The organism is Nocardioides caldifontis (genome assembly GCF_008087345.1).
Classification (GTDB): domain Bacteria; phylum Actinomycetota; class Actinomycetes; order Propionibacteriales; family Nocardioidaceae; genus Marmoricola_A; species Marmoricola_A caldifontis.
This window is the reverse complement of the sequence record NZ_VHIB01000001.1, coordinates 1,034,707-1,049,068: the sequence shown is the minus strand read 5'-3', so window position 1 is coordinate 1,049,068 and position 14,362 is coordinate 1,034,707. Positions and strand designations below refer to the sequence as shown.

Below are 14,362 nucleotides of genomic sequence, written 5' to 3'. Positions count from 1 at the left end.
CCGTGCCGTGCGCGATGATGCGGACCATGACCGCCACTCCGCGGGTCGGTGTCGGCACCGACGTCCACGCCTTCGCCGACGGCGCCCCGATGTGGCTGGCCGGGCTCCACTTCCCCGACGAGCCGCGCGGTCTGGCCGGCCACTCCGACGCCGACGTGGCGGCCCACGCGGCCTGCGACGCGCTCTTCTCCGCGGCCGGGATCGGCGACCTGGGCTCGCACTTCGGCACCGCCGAGCCGGGGTGGGCGGGCGCCGCCGGGGTGACGCTGCTCGCGGAAGCGGCCCGTCGGGTGCGCGAGGCGGGGTTCGAGATCGGCAACGTCGCCGTGCAGGTGGTCGGCAACCGGCCGAAGATCGGTCCCCGTCGCGCGGAGGCCCAGACCGCGCTCTCCGAGGCGGTCGGCGCCCCGGTGTCGGTGTCGGCCACGACCTCCGACGGGCTCGGGCTCACCGGCCGGGGCGAGGGGGTCGCGGCGATCGCGACGGCACTGGTGGTCCCGACCGGCTGATGGTCCCAACCGGCTGAACTCTCATGCCGTGCAGATGGGCTCCGATCCGGCCGTGGGAGGACCCGGCTGCACCGGATGAGGGAGGGCGACCGCTCAGTCCGTGCTGCCCAGCCGGGCGATCTCCTCGCCGAGCGCCTCGTCGATGGCCGCGTTGAGCTCCCGCCGGAACACCGAGACCACGGCCTGGCCCGCCGTCGGCAGCAGCGACTCGATCAGCCGCAGCATCTCCGGCCACTGCTCCTCGGGGAACCCGGCCTCGGTGAACGGCTGCCACACCTGGGCGCGCACCTCGTCGACGAACTTCTTGGCCACCTCGGCCATCCGGGTGGCGATGAACGGCAGCAGCCCGAGCACCGACTCCCGGCTCAGCCCGAGGGCCACCGCCTGCGCACCGGCCCGGACGATCGCCGGCTCGAGGAGCAGCAGCTCGCCGTCGTCGGCCACCTCGACCAGCCCGAGCTCGGCGAGCCGGTCGACGAAGTCGCTGTCCTGCTCCACCGCCGCCAGCCGGGCGAGCTCGGCGCGGGTCATCCGCTCCGGCTGCTGCGGCGACCGCGGGTCGTTGAGCACCTGGAGCAGGTCGAGGGCGTGGGACGGGCTGACGCCGGCGTTGCGCTGGAGGGCGTCCTCGATGGCGCCCAGCGTGTAGCCGCGCTCCTGCAGGTCGCGGATGAGCAGCAGCCGGTCGACGTGCTCCTGCGAGTAGTAGCCGGTGCGCCCGACCAGCCTCGGCGGAGGCAGGAGCCCGCGTCCGGCGTACGCCCGGACGTTGCGGACCGTCATGTTCGCGGCCGCCGCGAGCCGGTCGATGGTCAGCTCCTCCACACCGCCGAGTGTCCCAGCCGACACCAGCGCCTCCTCCCTTGACATGCGCCACCAGCCATGTGCCATTCTCGATGTTACATCGTTGATGTCACATCCTCCCGTCGCACCCGTCAGGAGCACCCGATGCCCCGCACCCTCCTCGCCACCGCCGCGACCACGCCGTCCGCCGGCGGAGCGCCGACCGACCAGCTGCTGGTGGTCTGCGGCTTCACCGGGCTCGCCTACCTGGTGCTGGCCTGGGTGATCCTCCACGAGCGCCGCGGGCGCGCCACGCTCGTCGGCCGGGCCGCCGACCTCGTGGCATCGGTCGAGGGCGGGCCGCGCTGGTTCGCGCTGCCGACGGTGATCTGCCTGCTCGGCGCCGTGTCCGGTGCGGTCGGGGTCTACTGGGACGTCAGCTACCACATCACCGAGGGGCGCGACGAGGGGCCGCTGGCGAACCCGTCGCACTACCTGATCTTCCTCGGGCTGCTCGCGATCTTCTTCGGCGGCGCCCTCGGGATGGCGCTGGCGAACGACGGCCTCCCCCGCCGCACGCTCCGGGTGACCCGCACCTGGCGGACGCCGCTGGGCCCCGCGGTGGTCACGGGGGTCTCGCTCTGCGCGCTCGCCGGTTTCCCGCTCGACGACGTGTGGCACCGGCTCTTCGGCCAGGACGTCACCGAGTGGGGGCCGACCCACGTGCTGATGATCGGCGGCACCGTGATGCTCCCCTACGGCCTGCTCCTCGCCGCGGCCGAGGCCCGTCAGGTCGGCCGCACCCTCGCCGCGCCGCTGGTCACCTTCGTCTCGCTGGCCTACCTGCTCATCGGGCCGGTCGCCTTCCTGCTCGAGTTCGCCTTCGGCGTCCCGCAGTTCCCGCTCGTCATGGACGCGGTCGTGCTCACCGTCGGCACCACCGCCGCCTTCGTGATGGCCGCCCACCGCGGCGCCCTGATGGTCGGCGCGGTGTGGCTGTTCTACGTGGGGTTCCAGACCGTGCTGCTCGTCGTCAACGAGCAGGTGTGGAACGCACTCTCGCCGCGCTTCCCGCTCGCCGCCGGCGGGCTGCTCGTCGGGCTGCTGCTCGCCCGCTCCGCCCGCCCCACCACGGCGTACGGCGTGGTGGCCGGCGCCCTCGTCGGCGGCGCCACGGTCGGCCTGGAGCCGTTGTGGACCAACGGGTTCCGTCCGGTCGAGTGGCCGGCGGAGCTGCTCCCGTGGGCGATCGCCCTCGGCGTGGTGGTCGGCGCCGGCACCGGCGTGGTGGCGACCTGGCTGCACGGGAAGCTGCTCGGAGTCGAGGCCGGGGTCGAGGGCGGGACCGTGCCCGCCCCGCGGCGAGCCGGGTCCCGTCCCACGAGCCGGCCGGTTCCCGGCGTCGTGGCGCTCGCCGGGCTGCTGGCGGTCGTCGCGGTGTTCGCCTGGAACGTCCCGCCGCGCGACGACGTCGAGGCGGAGGTGGACGTCACGGTCGGTCCGGTGGAAGGCGGCCGCGCGGTGCTCGACGTACGCGTGGACGAGGCGGTGGTCGAGGACGCCACCTGGTTCCAGGTCCTGTCCTGGCAGGGCGGCGGCACCGCCGACGGGATGGTCCGCAACGAGCTCGAACGCGTCGCTGCCGGGCACTACCGCACGGACGGTCCCGTGCCGGTGGACGGCTCGTGGAAGTCGCTGGTGCGGCTGCACACCGGGCTGCACACGATGGTCGCCGCGCCGGTGTACCTGCCCGAGGACCCGGCCATTCCCGCCCCGGCGTACGAACCCCGTAACGGACCCCGCGCCTTCGTCGCCGAGCACGAGATCCTGCAGCGCGAGCGCGTCGGCGACGTCCCCGCATGGCTCTGGGGTGCCGGCTACCTGAGCGTCGGCCTGGTCTTCGCCGCGCTCCTCGCCGTCGTGGCCGCCGGCTACACCGTCGCCGGCCGCCGCACCGCGACCGCTCCGGTGGAGGCGCGCGAGCGCGGGCTGGAGGAGGTCCGCTGATGCGCACCCACGACGGGCTCGAGCTGCACGTGCGCGTGGAAGGCCCGGACGACGCGCCGCTCACCGTGGTGCTCTCCCACTGCTGGACCGCCGACCACGACGCCTGGCGCTACCAGGTGCGCGACCTCCGGGCCGCCTTCGGCCACACGATCCGGATCGTCACCTACGACCACCGCGGCCACGGCTCCTCGGAGCGGACCTCGCGCGAGACGGCGACGATCGAGAACCTCAGCCGTGACCTCTCCGACCTGATCGACCGCCACGCGCCGCGCGGCGACCTCGTCCTCGCCGGCCACAGCATCGGCGGGATGACGCTGATGGAGCTCGCCGCGCGCCGCCCGGAGCTCTTCGCGGAGCGGGTCCGCGGTGTCTGCCTGGTGGCCACCTCCGGCGGCGACCTGCGCACCGTCACGCTCGGGCTCCCGGACCTCGGGGACCGGGGCAAGGACCTGATCCCCTACCTGCTGGCGTTCCGGGCCAAGCGGCTCAGCAGGCGCCGCCGACTGAAGGCGCCGGTGACCGAGTCGGTGGTGGTGCGCCGGTTCCTCTTCGGCGACGAGATGCGGCTGCGCGACCACATGCTCGCGGTCGAGGCGCTGGTGAACACGCCGGCGGAGTCGATGACCGGCTTCTTCGAGGACCTGATGCGCCACGACCGCCTCGAGCCGCTCGGCCCAGCGCTCACCGGGATCCCGACGATCGTCCTCGCCGGCGACCGGGACGCGCTGACGCCGCTGTCCCACGCGCGCCGGCTCGCCGCGGCGATCCCGGGCGCCCGGTTGCTGATCTCTCCCGGAGCAGGGCACATGCTGCCGCTCGAGCGCGACCGGCACGTCTCCGCGGCGCTCGAGCAGCTGGTCGCGGACGCACTCGCCGCCCAGGTACCCGCGTCGCCCGCTGAGCTCACAGCCTCGACGACGCACCCCTGACACGGCAGAAGCCCCCTCGACCGGGTGGTCGAGGGGGCTTCTGCTCCGTTCAGCGACGAGCGCTCAGGAGGCGAGCACCTCGTCGAGCAGCGTCTCCGCCTTGTCCTCGTTGGTGCGCTCGGCGAGCGCCAGCTCCGAGACGAGGATCTGGCGGGCCTTCGCCAGCATCCGCTTCTCGCCGGCCGACAGCCCGCGGTCACGCTCGCGGCGCCAGAGGTCGCGGACGACCTCAGCCACCTTCATGACGTCGCCCGAGTGCAGCTTCTCGAGGTTCGCCTTGTAACGACGCGACCAGTTGGTGGGCTCCTCGGTGTGCGGCGCGCGCAGCACGTCGAAGACGCGGTCGAGCCCCTCCTTGTCGACGACGTCGCGGACGCCGACGAGGTCGAGGTTGCAGGCCGGGACGCGGACGACCAGGTCCTGCTGGGCGACGATGCGGAGGACCAGGTAGAGCTTGTCCTCGCCCTTGATGGTGCGGGTCTCGATGTTCTCGATCACGGCAGCGCCGTGGTTCGGGTAGACAACCGTTTCGCCGACGGTGAAAGTCATATGTGAAGTACCCCTTCCTAGGTGACTAGTCTAACACGTCCCGAACCGGCCGGATCGGTCGTTTGCCCAGGTCAGAGGCCACATGGGGACTTGACAGCAGACGCTGCTGTGTGCAGTCGGCACCCTGGGAACCGCCCCTGAGGTCCGCCTGCTGACAGCTCCCGTGGCCGATACTGCACGGATGCAGCTGAGGAGGAACCCCGGCACCGCGGTCGCCCTGGTGCTCGCCGCGCACCCCGCGCTGACGCTGGCGATCGCGATCGGGGTGGCCGCCGCCGCGGCGCTCTCCGGCCGCAGCTCGCGCGAGGTGTTGCTGGTCCTCGTGACCGTCGTCGTCGGCCGCGCCACCGCCGGCTGGCTCAACGACGTGGCCGACCGCGAACGGGACATCGCCGTCGAGCGGCTCGACAAACCCCTCGTCCGCGACTGGCTCCACCCCGGCACGGTCACCTTCACCGTCGCCTGCGCCACCTGCCTCCTCGTCCCGCTCTCGATCTCCAACGGCACCGTCGCCGGCGTCGCCCACCTGCTGTCCGTCGGGGCGGCCTGGGTCTACAACACCCGGATCAAGACCACCCCGCTGTCGTGGCTGCCCTGGGCGGTCAGCTTCGGGCTCTACCCGACGTTCCTGTCGTACGGCGGCTGGGGCGGCGGCGTCCACGGCGGGCCGGCCGAGCCGCTGATGACCGCGCTGGCCGCGCTGCTCGGGATCGGCGTCCACTTCCTGGTCTCGCTCCCGGACCTCGTCGGCGACAACCGCAACAAGGTGCGCAGCCTCCCGCTCGTGGTCGCCCTCAGGACGGGGGCGCCGCGGCTGCTGCTGCTCACCTCGCTCTACCTCGCCGCGGTCACCGTCGGGCTCGTCGTCGCGGCGCTCACCGTCGGGCTGGAGCGGTAGCCGCACGCCCCTCGTGGCCCCCGTCGTCCCGACCTGCCCGTCCCCTAGACTCGGGCGCGTGAACGCCACCCGAACCCGGCGCCGGACCGTCGCGGCCGCCGTTGCCGCGCTCCTGGCCGTCCCCGCCCTGTCCGCCTGCGGCGTCAGCTTCGGCGCCGCGACCGACCAGCCCTACCAGCCGGGCGACGGTGTCATCGACCGCAGCGGTGCGATCGACGTCCTCAACGCGCTGGTGGTGAGCGCCACGCCGGGCAGCGGGCGGCTGGTCGTCGGGCTCGTGAACAACACCGACGAGGACGACGAGCTCACCGGTGTGGTCGCCGCTGGTGACGGCAGTCCGGTCACCTTCGAGCTGGGCGACGGCGAGACCACCATCCCGGCCGGCGAGCTGCTGAACCTCGCCGGCGACGACGCCGCGGTGGTCTCCGTGACCGGCGACGAGGAGTCGGTCCTCCCCGGCAAGTTCCTGCGGCTGACCCTCCAGTTCCAGACCGCCGACGACGTCACCGTCAACGTTCCTGTCCTCGCGCAGAACGAGGACTACGAGGACGTCGAGATCCCGGACGCCGAGGCCACCGCCTCCGCGACGGACACGCCCACCGAGTCGTCCACCGAGTCGCCCGAGGAGTGAGCCGCCCCATGGCTGCTGCGGCTGCGCCGTACACCCTGGTCCTGCTCCGCCACGGCGAGAGCGACTGGAACGCGAAGAACCTCTTCACCGGCTGGGTCGACGTGCCCCTGACCGACAAGGGGCGCACCGAGGCCGCGCGCGGCGGGACGCTGATGGCCGAGGCCGGCTACCTCCCCGACGTGCTGCACACGAGCCTCCTGCGGCGCGCCATCGTCACCGCCCAGCTCGCGCTCGACGCCGCCGACCGGCTGTGGATTCCCGTGAAACGTTCGTGGCGGCTCAACGAGCGCCACTACGGAGCCCTGCAGGGCAAGGACAAGAAGCAGACCAAGGAGCAGTACGGCGAGGAGCAGTTCATGCTCTGGCGCCGCTCGTACGACACCCCGCCGCCGCCGATCGAGGACGGCGACGAGTACTCCCAGGTGGGCGACGCGAAGTACGCCGACCTGCCGCCCGAGGTCATGCCCCGCACCGAGTGCCTCAAGGACGTCGTCGCGCGGATGCTCCCCTACTGGTACGACGCGATCGTCCCCGACCTCCGTCGCGGCCAGACCGTCTGCGTGGCCGCCCACGGCAACAGCCTCCGGGCGCTGGTGAAGCACCTCGACGACATGAGCGAGGACGCCGTCGTGGGACTGAACATCCCGACCGGGATCCCGCTCGTCTACCGGCTCGACGAGGAGCTGCGCCCGGTGCAGCGCGGCGGGGAGTACCTCGACCCCGAGGCTGCCGCCGAGGCCATCCAGGCCGTCGCCAACCAGGGCCGCTGATGGACTTGTCGCTGGTCAACGGCGACGCCGCCGGGCCGTTCGTGCGCCACATCGGGCTGGAGTTCACCGAGGTCTCCGGCGCGAAGGTCGTCGCCCGGTGGACCGCCGGCGAGCGGCACCACCAGCCCTACGGGATCGTGCACGGCGGGGTGCACGCCAGCGTCGTCGAGACCCTCGGCAGCATGGGCTCCGCCGCCTGGCTGGGCGACAAGGGGAAGTGCGTCGGTGTCAGCAACAGCACCGACTTCTATCGTGCGGTCAGCGAGGGCGAGCTGGTGTCGACCGGCACGCCGATCCACCAGGGCCGCTCGCAGCAGGTGTGGGTCGTCGAGACCCGCGACACCGAGGGCCGGCTCGTCTCTCGCGGCCAGCTGAGGGTCCAGAACCTCGCCTGACCCGCACGCTGCCGAGCCGTCGCATCTTCACCGCTGAAGGGGCGCGAGCCGTCGCATCTTCACGGCTGGACAGTGCCGAGCCGTCGCATCTTCACGCCGGACAGTGCCGAGCCGTCGCATCTTCGCGCCGTACGACGGTCGAGCCGGCGCATCCTTCCGCCGTATCCCGGCAGGACGCGCCGACTCGGCGGTCGATCAGAGGCAGGACGCGCCGGGTCGGCACTCATCTCGCGTGAAGATGCGCCGGGTCGGCACTCATCTCGCGTGAAGATGCGACGACTCGGCACTCATCTCGCGTGAAGATGCGACGACTCGGCACCTGGACCGCGTGAAGATGCGACGGCTCGCGGGACCGTGGAGCAGAGAAGGTCAGGCGGCGCTGGTGGCGGGAGTCTCCGCCGCGCTCCCCCGACGGTCGCGGCGGACCAGACCGATCACCGGGGCCACGTTCTTCTTCATGAAGTCGTTGGGGAGCGAGAGCCGGATGATCTTCCCCCAGGCCGAGGCGACCTGCACCGGGAGCGGGCCGGTCGTGTACTTCAGCCCGTAGCGGTCGAAGATCTCCTTCACCTTCGGGGCGATCTCCTGGTAGCGGTTCGACGGCAGGTCCGGGAACAGGTGGTGCTCGATCTGGTACGAGAGGTTCCCGGTCATGATGTGCATCGCCTTGCTGCCGGAGATGTTGGCCGAGCCGAGCATCTGGCGCAGGTACCACTCACCGCGGGTCTCCCCGACGATCGAGCGGCGCTCGAAGGTCTCCACCCCGCTGGGGAAGTGGCCGCACATGATCACCGAGTGGGTCCACAGGTTGCGGACCAGGTTCGCGGTGAAGGTCGCGGCGAGGGTGTGCAGCGCCGACGGTCCGGAGAGCAGCGGGTGCACGACGTAGTCCTTCGCGATCTGTCGACGGATCTTCACCCCGACCTGCTTGGCGCGCCGCTTGAACTCCGGGTTCTTCCAGCGCCCCTTCTTGAGGTTCTTGCCGAGCTCGAGGTCGTAGGCCGCGATGCCGTACTCGAAGAAGCAGGCGTTGACGAAGTTCCACAGCGGCTGCGCGAGGTAGAACGGCACCCAGCGCTGGTCCTCGTCGACGCGCATGATGCCGTAGCCGAGGTCGTTGTCCTTGCCGACGACGTTCGTGTACGTGTGGTGGAGCTCGTTGTGCGAGTGCTTCCACTGCTCCGACGGCGAGACGTTGTCCCACTCCCACGCGGTCGAGTGGATCTTCGGGTCACGCATCCAGTCCCACTGGCCGTGCATGACGTTGTGGCCGATCTCCATGTTCTCGAGGATCTTCGCCACGCTGAGCCCGATCGTCCCGGCGATCCAGGCCGGCGGGAACATCGAGACCAGCAGCACCGCACGGCTGCCGAGCTCGAGCTTGCGCTGCACGTCGATCACCTTGCGGATGTACGCCGCGTCGCGCTCGCCGCGCTCGCGCAGGACCTCGTCACGGATCGCGTCGAGCTCCTTGCCGATCGTCTCGATGTCCTCGTCGGTGAGGTGGGCGATCGGGCTGACGGGCTTCTTCTGCAGGACGGTCATCGTGCTCCTTCGGTGTTGCGGTTCGCTCGGCAAGGCCGGCGGGTCAGGGTCAGAGTTCGATGCGGCAGGGGCCTGCCGCCGCGTTGATGCAGGTCTGGATCTGGACGTTGTCGCCCTCGACGGCGGTGGTCAGCGCGCCGTCGCGGAGGTCGCGGACAGCCCCCTCCGTCAGCGGTACGACGCAGCCGAAGCAGACGCCCATCCGGCATCCGGAGGGCATCAGCACGCCGGCGTTCTCGCCGGCGTCGAGCAGCGGCGTGGAGCCGTCGGCGTCGACGGTGGTGCCGGCCTTCTCGAAGGTGACCTTGCCGCCCTCGCCGGCGACGATCGTGGTCACCCGGAACTGCTCGACCTGCAGCGGCAGCCCGCGGGCGGTGTGGTGGGCCTCGATCGCCTCGAGCAGCCCGGCGGGGCCGCAAGCGAAGGTGACCCGCTCGTCGAGGTCGGGGACGAGGTCGCCCAGCGAGGCGACGTCGAGCACGCCGTGCTCGTCGTCGTAGCGGGCGACCAGGTTGATCAGCCCGGCCCGGTCGAGCTCGCGGAGGTTGTCGAGGAAGATCGACTGCGGCTCGCTGGGCGCGACGTGCACGACGGTGATGTCGTAGCCGGCGCTGCGGGGCAGGTGCACCGCCCCGGAGTCGGTGACCGGGAACAGGTTGCGCAGCATCCCGATCACGGGGGTGATCCCCGAGCCGGCGGTGACGAAGAGGAACTTGCCGCCGCCCGTGGGGAGCACGAACTCGCCGGCGGCCTGCTCGAGATGGACCAGCGTGCCGGCCTTGGCGCGGTGGACGAGGTGGTTGCTCACCTTGCCGTCCGGGACCGCCTTGACGGTGACCGAGATCCGGCCGTCGGCGCGCGGGCCGTGGGTGAGCGAGTAGGCCCGCCACAGTCGGACGCCGTCGACGTCGATGCCGATCCGGACGAACTGGCCCGGCACGTGGCCGGCCCAGTCGGCGCCGGGGCGGATGACGATCGTCGCGGCGTCGGCGGTCTCGGGGTGGATCTCCTCGATCCTGCCGCGGAGCTCGGCGCCCGGGCGCAGCGGGTCGAAGAGGTCGAGGTAGTCGGCGGGGACCAGCGGGGTGGTCGCGAACTCGGCCACCCGCCAGGCCCAGGTGCGCAGCGACGTCGGGCGACGGCGCTGGCGGGGGGAGGTGGTGGCGCTCATGGACCCAATCTCCCCGCTTTCGCGGGTAATCACATGACGGCCTCACGTGAAAATCGGTGGCACTATTGTTCCCCGCGAACAAAGGAGCCGTCGTTGAGCAACCGCAGACGGTGGCGTCCGGACGAGCCTGCCGCCTCGTTGGACCTCCCTCCGGACGCCGTCGACGCGATGCGCGCCGAGCTGCCGACCGTCGCGGTCCAGGTAGTCGACGCGATCCGGGCCGAGGTGCCCAGCTACGCCGACCCGTTCAAGGGCGAGATGGGGCGCAACATCGAGAACGCAGTCCGGCTCGCGCTGGGTGGCTTCCTGGCGATCGCGTCCGGGGCCGCGGAGGGGGCGGGAGCGTCCTACGAGCAGGTCTACGACGCGGCGTACGGGCTGGGCCGGGGTGAGGCGCGCAGCGGCCGCTCGATGGATGCCCTGCTCAGCGCCTACCGGGTGGGCGCGCGGGTCGCCTGGCGCGACATGAGCGGCGCCGGGGTGCGCGCGGGGCTGCCGTCGCCGACCGTCGCGGAGTTCGCCGAGCTGGTCTTCGACTACATCGACGAGCTCTCCGCCGCGAGCGCCGCCGGCCACGCCGACGAGCTGGCCACCACGGGGAGGGTCCGCCAGCGGTACCTCGAGCGGCTCACCCAGAACCTCCTCCGCGGCTCCTCCCCCGACGCCCTCGAGGCCGCGGCGGAGCGGGCCGAGTGGACGCCGCCGCGGCTGCTGACCGCGGTCATCCTCCCCGAGTCACGCTCTCGCGGGGTGCTGCAGCAGGTCGACGCCCAGACCCTCCAGCCCACCGAGCAGGTGCCCGGCCTGGAGGACCGGCCCGACCTCACCGTGCTGCTGGTGCCGAGCTCGACCAACCGGTCGCGGGCCACGCTGATGCGCCGGCTCGTGGGTCGCGAGGCGGTCGTCGGGCCGGCGCGGCCGTGGCTCCAGGCGGCGTCGTCGTTCGACCGGGCGGCCCGGGTGGTGCGGCTCGGGCTGGAGCGGCAGGCGCCCGAGGCCGTCGACACCGAGCAGCACCTGCCGGAGCTGATCCTCGGCGCGGACCCGCACGCGATCGAGGACCTGCGGCTCCAGGTGCTGGCGCCGCTCGACGCCCTCCGGCCCGCGGTGGCCGAGAAGCTCAAGGACACGCTGCGCAGCTGGCTGCTCCACCAGGGGCGACGCGAGGAGGTCGCGGCGGAGCTGTTCGTGCACCCGCAGACGGTGCGCTACCGGATGCAGCAGCTGCGGGAGCTGTACGGCGACCGGCTGGAGGACCCGGCGTGGGTGCTCCGGCTGACGCTCGCGCTGGCCTGAGCCCCCGAGGTCACTTCTTGGCGAGCACCAGCTGGAGCCCGTTCGGCACCGGCCGCTGGGCCCCGTCGGACGGCGAGTTCATCACGCCGCGCCGGCCGTTCGGGCGCCGCGCGACGATCGTCGAGGAGCCGCCGCCGTCGAGGTTGATCGCGTCCTCGGCTCCGAGCGACAGCAACAGCTCCGCGAGCTCGCGCAGGGTCAACCCGACGCTGGTGCGCTGCCGGCCGTCGGCGACGACGAGCAGCAGCCGGCCGGTGTCCCGGTCGACGCCGACCGCAGTCCGCGGGTGCTTCACCGCGTCATCGAGGACCGTCACCCTGCCGTCCTGGAGCAGCAGCGTGCTGCCGCCGATGGCGATCCTCGGGTCACCGACCGCCCGGACCCGGAGCCGGACCCGGGTGCCGACGGGAAGCCCGTCCTGGAGCTGCCGCGCGCCACGTCCGACGCCGACCAGCAGCCGCCCCTCGATCCGATGCCCCTTCGCCGGCCGGGCGTTGGACACCACTCGCCCGCGTCGTACGACGACCTCGCGGACGCGCCGCTGCCCGGTCTCGTCGGTGACAGCCCGGCCGGGGGACGGCCCCCACGCCGGGGTGTAGACGCCGATCCCGTCCGGCGGCAGCACGGGCGAGTTGACGTTGGTGACGACCAGGTCGGGCCGGCCGACGACGCGCGCGACGAGCGGGGTCTCGCCGACGTGCACCCGGTTGCGGCCGACGACGGTGAGGGTGACGTTGCGGCCGCTGCGGGGCCCCTGGCGCACCGCCCCCTGGTCGACACCCACGCCGCGAGGCGCCCCGGTGTCGCCGATGTCGAAGAAGTCGCCGTTGACCGCGCCGACCGCGCGCGGCAGGAGGAACGAGGTCAGCGGGGCGCGGTCGGCGACCCGGGTGGTGCTGGCGTACCTCAGCCGCAGCCGGGGCGCCGCGAGCCGGGCGTCGAGGAGGTGGACCCGGACCGTGCGACCGCGGGCGTCGGGCTGGTCCCACCGCCGGAACCAGAGCCCCGGGGCGACCTTGCGGGTGCCCGTCGCCTTCGTGGTGACGCGCAGCCGGCCGTCCCGGGTGCGTGGGCCGGCGAGCGCCCCGGACGCCCCGTCGCTGCTGTGCAGCCACCGGTCGCGGTCACGGTCCGCCCCCGGGGGCGCCCCCGTCGCCGTGGGGACCACCGGCGCCACCAGCGCCACGGCGAGCACGCCGGCGGCGACCACCCCACGACCCGTCCTCACCCGTCCTCGCTGTCCTTCCGGTGCCGTCCGCTGCGCTTTCCCTGCTTGCCGTCGTTCGTGTCGTCCCGCTGCCGCGGCCGCTTGAGGGTCCACGTGTCCAGCCGCGAGTAGCCTCGCACGCTCGTGGTCCGGCTCCGCTTCACCCGCACCTCGTCGGCGTGGGGCCCGAGCCGCTCGTGCATCTCGCGGTCGACGAGGATCCGTCCGGGCCTGGCCAGGGAGGTCAGCCGGGAGGCGATGTTGACCACCGGGCCGAAGACGTCGCCGAGCCGGCTCACCACCTCGCCGTACGCCAGGCCGACACGGACCTCGGGAAAGGCGACCTCGTCGGCGGAGGCCTCGACCAGCGCCAGCGCGATGCGGGCGGCGTCGAGCACGTCGTCGGCGACGAACAGCACCTCGTCGCCGATGGTCTTGATCGTCCGGCCCCGGTGCTCGGTGACCACGCGGGCGGCGGTGGCCTCGAAGACCTCGATCAGCTCGCTGAGCTGGGAGTGGCTCATCCCGCGGCTGCGCCGGGTGAACCCGACGATGTCGGCGAACCCGACGGCCATCCGGGTGCCGCCCTCCGACCCGGGGTGCAGGAGGATCCGGCCGGCGGCGCTGGCGACGTGGCGGCGCCAGACGTAGTTCTGCACGTCCTCGACGACGGGGAGCAGCCGCGAGAGCATCTCCTCGAGCCGGCCGCTGTCGGTGAGCATCGAGCGGGACATCGCCGCGGACGCCAGCTCGGTGACCTCCCACTCCGCGAGCCGGGCGAAGCTGCGCCCCAGGCTCCGGGTCAAGGTGAGCTCGAACTCGCGCTCGAGGAACCCCGACTCCACCAACCAGGTCACCAGCCGCAATGCCTCGACGTCGCGCTCCACGAACAGCACCTCGTCGTCGCTGCTGGTGCCCGGGAAGCCGAGGGCACGCCAGAGCTCCACCGCCCGCTCGAGCGGGACGTCGGCCGCCTCGGCGACCTCCACCCGGTTGAGCCTCCGTGCGCTGCCGAGCACCGCACGCTCGATCTCCTCGTAGAGCGCCTCGGGGTCGAACCCCGGCCGCTCCTCGGAGGGCTCCTGCTCCGGGCTCACGCCGCCACGTCCCGAGCCGTGGGCGCCGGCTAGGACGGCTCCCGCATCGACCTCTCGGCCGCGGCGACCTCGAGGGCCTTGCGGAACTCGGGGATCTCGTCCGCGAGCTGCTCGACCTTCTCGCGGGTGAAGTGCAGGCACTCCAGCCGGCTCAGCGACACGACCGTCGCGGTGCGCAGCCGGTGGCCGACGATCCCCATCTCGCCGAAGACGTCACCGGGGCCGAGCCGGGCGATCTCCTTGCCGTGCTGGCGGACGGAGACCTCGCCGCTGATCAGCAGGTAGGCCTTGTCCGCGGAGGTCCCCTCCCCCATCAGCGCCCAGTCGGCCGGGACGGTGACGTAGGTGCCGACCCGGGCGATCTTCGCGACCTCGTCGTCACTGAGGTTCGAGAACCGGTCGATGTGGTCCAGGCTCACGGACTCGGGCACGGGGGTGCTCCTCTCCTGTGGTCACGCCGGGCACACGGCGCCGTCCGGACGATCCTTCCGGTCGCACTGTGCCCTGTCCAGGCAACGCCACACCGGCCCTCGGCGTTACGCGAAGCGCGCGTCACACCGCTCCGACGAGCAGCC

At 72.6% G+C, this 14,362-nt stretch carries 15 protein-coding genes; 8 read left to right on the top strand and 7 right to left on the bottom strand.

Annotated features, from left to right (window positions below; all coding sequences use genetic code 11):
• Positions 1 to 26: 26 nt before the first annotated feature.
• Positions 27 to 509 (top strand): 2-C-methyl-D-erythritol 2,4-cyclodiphosphate synthase, encoded by a 483-nt coding sequence (gene ispF, locus FIP57_RS13175; protein ID WP_148573912.1) that lies wholly within the window; start codon positions 27 to 29, stop codon positions 507 to 509.
• A 93-nt stretch (positions 510 to 602) separates the two neighbouring features.
• Here the strand turns inward: ispF and FIP57_RS13170 are convergent, their stop codons facing one another.
• Positions 603 to 1,358, bottom strand: a complete 756-nt coding sequence (locus FIP57_RS13170) for a MerR family transcriptional regulator (RefSeq protein WP_162529802.1) — start codon at positions 1,356 to 1,358, stop codon at positions 603 to 605.
• A gap of 99 nt (positions 1,359 to 1,457) precedes the next feature.
• Here FIP57_RS13170 and FIP57_RS23245 point away from each other — a divergent pair, with 99 nt between their 5' ends.
• The gene (locus tag FIP57_RS23245) at positions 1,458 to 3,299 is read left to right on the top strand and encodes a hypothetical protein (protein WP_162529801.1); all 1,842 of its coding nucleotides are present in this window, start codon (positions 1,458 to 1,460) and stop codon (positions 3,297 to 3,299) included.
• Complete coding sequence (locus FIP57_RS13165; RefSeq protein ID WP_162529800.1) at positions 3,299 to 4,228, top strand: alpha/beta fold hydrolase; 930 nt, start codon at positions 3,299 to 3,301, stop codon at positions 4,226 to 4,228. Before FIP57_RS23245 ends, FIP57_RS13165 begins: the two co-directional genes overlap by 1 nt.
• A gap of 63 nt (positions 4,229 to 4,291) precedes the next feature.
• Here the strand turns inward: FIP57_RS13165 and FIP57_RS13160 are convergent, their stop codons facing one another.
• Positions 4,292 to 4,777 (bottom strand): CarD family transcriptional regulator, encoded by a 486-nt coding sequence (locus FIP57_RS13160; RefSeq protein ID WP_148573909.1) that lies wholly within the window; start codon positions 4,775 to 4,777, stop codon positions 4,292 to 4,294.
• Positions 4,778 to 4,958: 181 nt separating this feature from the next.
• Between FIP57_RS13160 and FIP57_RS13155 the strand changes: the two genes are divergently transcribed.
• From FIP57_RS13155 to FIP57_RS13140, 4 genes are read left to right on the top strand one after another with little or no spacing between them, the layout of a single operon-like run.
• Positions 4,959 to 5,675, top strand: coding sequence for a UbiA family prenyltransferase (locus FIP57_RS13155; protein ID WP_148573908.1), 717 nt, complete (start codon positions 4,959 to 4,961; stop codon positions 5,673 to 5,675).
• A 58-nt stretch (positions 5,676 to 5,733) separates the two neighbouring features.
• Positions 5,734 to 6,306: a copper chaperone PCu(A)C gene (locus FIP57_RS13150; protein ID WP_148573907.1), complete on the top strand. Its 573-nt coding sequence runs from the start codon at positions 5,734 to 5,736 to the stop codon at positions 6,304 to 6,306.
• Between the two features lie 8 nt (positions 6,307 to 6,314).
• Positions 6,315 to 7,076, top strand: coding sequence for a phosphoglyceromutase (locus tag FIP57_RS13145; RefSeq protein ID WP_148573906.1), 762 nt, complete (start codon positions 6,315 to 6,317; stop codon positions 7,074 to 7,076).
• Positions 7,076 to 7,471, top strand: coding sequence for a PaaI family thioesterase (locus tag FIP57_RS13140; RefSeq protein ID WP_148573905.1), 396 nt, complete (start codon positions 7,076 to 7,078; stop codon positions 7,469 to 7,471). Before FIP57_RS13145 ends, FIP57_RS13140 begins: the two co-directional genes overlap by 1 nt.
• Positions 7,472 to 7,840: 369 nt before the next feature.
• On the opposite strand, the gene FIP57_RS13135 is transcribed toward FIP57_RS13140, so the two are convergent.
• Complete coding sequence (locus tag FIP57_RS13135; protein ID WP_148573904.1) at positions 7,841 to 9,016, bottom strand: fatty acid desaturase family protein; 1,176 nt, start codon at positions 9,014 to 9,016, stop codon at positions 7,841 to 7,843.
• 49 nt (positions 9,017 to 9,065) lie between these two features.
• The gene (locus FIP57_RS13130; protein ID WP_148573903.1) at positions 9,066 to 10,187 is read right to left on the bottom strand and encodes a ferredoxin reductase; all 1,122 of its coding nucleotides are present in this window, start codon (positions 10,185 to 10,187) and stop codon (positions 9,066 to 9,068) included.
• A gap of 93 nt (positions 10,188 to 10,280) precedes the next feature.
• Here FIP57_RS13130 and FIP57_RS13125 point away from each other — a divergent pair, with 93 nt between their 5' ends.
• Positions 10,281 to 11,483 (top strand): PucR family transcriptional regulator, encoded by a 1,203-nt coding sequence (locus FIP57_RS13125; protein ID WP_238993432.1) that lies wholly within the window; start codon positions 10,281 to 10,283, stop codon positions 11,481 to 11,483.
• A gap of 10 nt (positions 11,484 to 11,493) precedes the next feature.
• On the opposite strand, the gene FIP57_RS13120 is transcribed toward FIP57_RS13125, so the two are convergent.
• The 3 genes from FIP57_RS13120 to FIP57_RS13110 are packed head-to-tail and all read right to left on the bottom strand — an operon-like array spanning position 11,494 to position 14,218.
• The gene (locus tag FIP57_RS13120; protein ID WP_148573901.1) at positions 11,494 to 12,711 is read right to left on the bottom strand and encodes a phosphodiester glycosidase family protein; all 1,218 of its coding nucleotides are present in this window, start codon (positions 12,709 to 12,711) and stop codon (positions 11,494 to 11,496) included.
• Positions 12,708 to 13,787: an adenylate/guanylate cyclase domain-containing protein gene (locus tag FIP57_RS13115; protein WP_148573900.1), complete on the bottom strand. Its 1,080-nt coding sequence runs from the start codon at positions 13,785 to 13,787 to the stop codon at positions 12,708 to 12,710. Before FIP57_RS13115 ends, FIP57_RS13120 begins: the two co-directional genes overlap by 4 nt.
• Before the next feature lie 29 nt (positions 13,788 to 13,816).
• On the bottom strand, positions 13,817 to 14,218 hold the full coding sequence (locus tag FIP57_RS13110; protein ID WP_238993431.1) for a Crp/Fnr family transcriptional regulator: 402 nt from the start codon (positions 14,216 to 14,218) through the stop codon (positions 13,817 to 13,819).
• Positions 14,219 to 14,362: the final 144 nt, after the last annotated feature.

Coding starts and splice junctions, on each gene's coding strand:
- ispF (WP_148573912.1), top strand. CDS start 27: ATGACCGCCACTCCGCGGGTCGGTGTCGGCACCGACGTCCACGCCTTC.
- FIP57_RS23245 (WP_162529801.1), top strand. CDS start 1,458: ATGCCCCGCACCCTCCTCGCCACCGCCGCGACCACGCCGTCCGCCGGC.
- FIP57_RS13165 (WP_162529800.1), top strand. CDS start 3,299: ATGCGCACCCACGACGGGCTCGAGCTGCACGTGCGCGTGGAAGGCCCG.
- FIP57_RS13160 (WP_148573909.1), bottom strand. CDS start 4,777: ATGACTTTCACCGTCGGCGAAACGGTTGTCTACCCGAACCACGGCGCT.
- FIP57_RS13155 (WP_148573908.1), top strand. CDS start 4,959: ATGCAGCTGAGGAGGAACCCCGGCACCGCGGTCGCCCTGGTGCTCGCC.
- FIP57_RS13145 (WP_148573906.1), top strand. CDS start 6,315: ATGGCTGCTGCGGCTGCGCCGTACACCCTGGTCCTGCTCCGCCACGGC.
- FIP57_RS13140 (WP_148573905.1), top strand. CDS start 7,076: ATGGACTTGTCGCTGGTCAACGGCGACGCCGCCGGGCCGTTCGTGCGC.
- FIP57_RS13135 (WP_148573904.1), bottom strand. CDS start 9,016: ATGACCGTCCTGCAGAAGAAGCCCGTCAGCCCGATCGCCCACCTCACC.
- FIP57_RS13130 (WP_148573903.1), bottom strand. CDS start 10,187: ATGAGCGCCACCACCTCCCCCCGCCAGCGCCGTCGCCCGACGTCGCTG.